Genomic DNA, 1,752 nt, shown 5'->3' on the forward strand with positions numbered 1-1,752 from the left:
GACCGGTACCGGACGGGGCCATTCGCCGCCCTCGGCGGGGGAGACCAGCCCGGCCCAGGGGCTTGCCCGCCGGCCGTCGGGCGCCGCACTGTGGGGCACCGTGGCGTCGGACGTTTCAGCTGTCGGGGCTGTCGGGGCTGTCGGGGCTGTCGGGGCTGTCGGGGCTGAATTGTGAGTGGAGAGCGTCATGTCGGTGTGGTCCTTCCATGCGGTCGGGCACCCGCCTGGTCAACGGTGTATCACCATCGGTCTGCTCGTCGTTATGTGGCGCATGTCACCCCATTCCCACACTTGACTGATCGACAATGCGAGGTCATGTTGGGGATGTGTTGACGATCGCCTCTCTGGTCAGGCGCGAGCACATCGACCTGCTGCGAGTCATGTCCGCGAGCTGTCCGGAGCGCCACGGCTGACGCCGATACCCAACGCCCCGTCAGTCTCAACCGCCCGGTAGCCCATCGTCGTCCCGGCAGCTTTCCTCGGCGGTTCCGCCGCGCAGGGGAGGGCCCGCCTGCGCTCGACACCGGGGGCGGGCCGCTCCACCTGGCCGGCGCGCCGGGCCCGCCCGGTACTCCCGGCGCCCGTCCGTCCCCGTCTCGGTGCCTGCCTGCGGGTCCGGGTGCCTACCTGCCTACCTACCCTGTCGGGTTCCCGCCTACGGTTCCAGGGGCCCGGCTGCGGCCCGACGGCGTGCGCCGCGTCCGAGCGGCCCGGCCTTGGCGTCGGGCGGCCGGCTTTACCCGAACCTCGCCGCACCTGTGAAACAACCAAACGACCAGACGACGGCCGGGCGGCCAGACAACGGACAAGGAGCACGAGTGGATCTCCAGCTTGCGGGTCGACGGGCGATCGTCACTGGTGGCAGCCGTGGCATCGGGCGGGCTGTCGCCGGCGCGCTGCTAGCCGAGGGAGTCCAGGTCGTCATCGCGGCCCGGGACGCCGAGGTGTTGAAGGCTGCTGCCGCGGAGCTGTCTGCCGTGGGTGGTGCGACGGTGGTCCCGGTGGTCACCGACACCGCCAGCGACGCCTCCGTCCAGGCCCTGGTCGAGAGTGCCGTCGCCGAACTCGGTGGCGTCGACATCCTGGTCAACAACGCGGCCCGGCCTGGCGGCGCCGGCGGACCGGGGGGTGTCGGTGCTCTGTCCACCGCGGACGCCGCCGCCGATTTCAATGTCAAGGTGCTCGGCTATCTGCGCGCCGCGCAGGCGGTCACGCCGCACTTCGTCGCGCAGCGCTGGGGTCGGATCATCAACATCGGCGGGCTGGCCGCCCGTCAGGTCGGCCTGGCCTCCGGTTCGATCCGCAATGTTGGCGTCGCCGCTCTCACCAAGACCCTGGCCGACGAACTGGGCCCGCACGGCGTGACCGTCAACGTGGTGCATCCGGGGCTGACGCTGACCGGCGACCACGGCGGGAGCGTCGTGCTGTCCGACGAACAGATCTCCGCCGCCGCAGCGCGCATCTCCATCGGGCGGGCCGTCACTGCCGACGAGGTTGCCGCGGTGGTGACCTTTCTCGCCTCTCCGCTGGCGGTCGCCGTGACCGGCGAGTCGATCGCCGCCGGCGGCGGCACCCCGGGCCCCATCCACTACTGACCGGCACCATCCAACCCGGATCCACCCGCGTCACCCCGATCGAAGGGACAGACAGTGACTACTGTCGTCGAGGTACCCGTTCAATCGTCGTTGGCTGTGCGGCCGTTGCAGCCCACCATCGGCGCGGAGATCGACGGTGTCGATCTGAGCCGGCCGT

General features: G+C 70.9%; 1 protein-coding gene. It reads left to right on the plus strand.

What is annotated here, in order from left to right:
* The first annotated feature begins 818 nt into the window (after nucleotides 1–818).
* Entirely contained in the window at nucleotides 819–1,595 is a 777-nt protein-coding gene (locus NBZ85_RS30850; protein WP_261560515.1) for an SDR family NAD(P)-dependent oxidoreductase, read from the plus strand.
* The last annotated feature ends 157 nt before the right edge of the window (nucleotides 1,596–1,752 follow it).

Origin of the sequence: Frankia tisae (assembly GCF_025403405.1) — a bacterium.
GTDB lineage: Bacteria > Actinomycetota > Actinomycetes > Frankiales > Frankiaceae > Frankia > Frankia tisai.